The organism is Rhodococcus sp. PAE-6, assembly GCF_025290685.1.
Classification (GTDB): domain Bacteria; phylum Actinomycetota; class Actinomycetes; order Mycobacteriales; family Mycobacteriaceae; genus Rhodococcus; species Rhodococcus pyridinivorans.
Genome location: NZ_JAOCLZ010000290.1, coordinates 1 through 229 on the forward strand (window position 1 = coordinate 1; position 229 = coordinate 229).

The 229-nt window shown below is 67.7% G+C and carries 1 pseudogene; it reads right to left on the reverse strand.

Annotated features, from left to right (window positions below):
* Positions 1-229 (reverse strand): annotated as a pseudogene (locus NVV99_RS27075) (IS21 family transposase); the annotation flags it as partial.

Consider the following 229-nt stretch of genomic DNA (forward strand, 5'->3'; position numbering starts at 1 on the left):
GGCGGTGCTCAGCCACCAGGGCGCCCGCGCAGTTCACCGTCACCTTATGCAGGCTGGCGACTACCTCGACCAGGCGACCTATCACGCGGGGGTCGACTGAGTAGTCCAACGAGTCGATACGGACGTAGTAGTCCCGCGCCAGTCTCTCCGTCGTGCGCAGGCCCGTGGTCGGTGCGACCGGCGGTAGGTCGAGCATCCGGGCCCGGTCCTCTACTAGTGCGTCGACGGG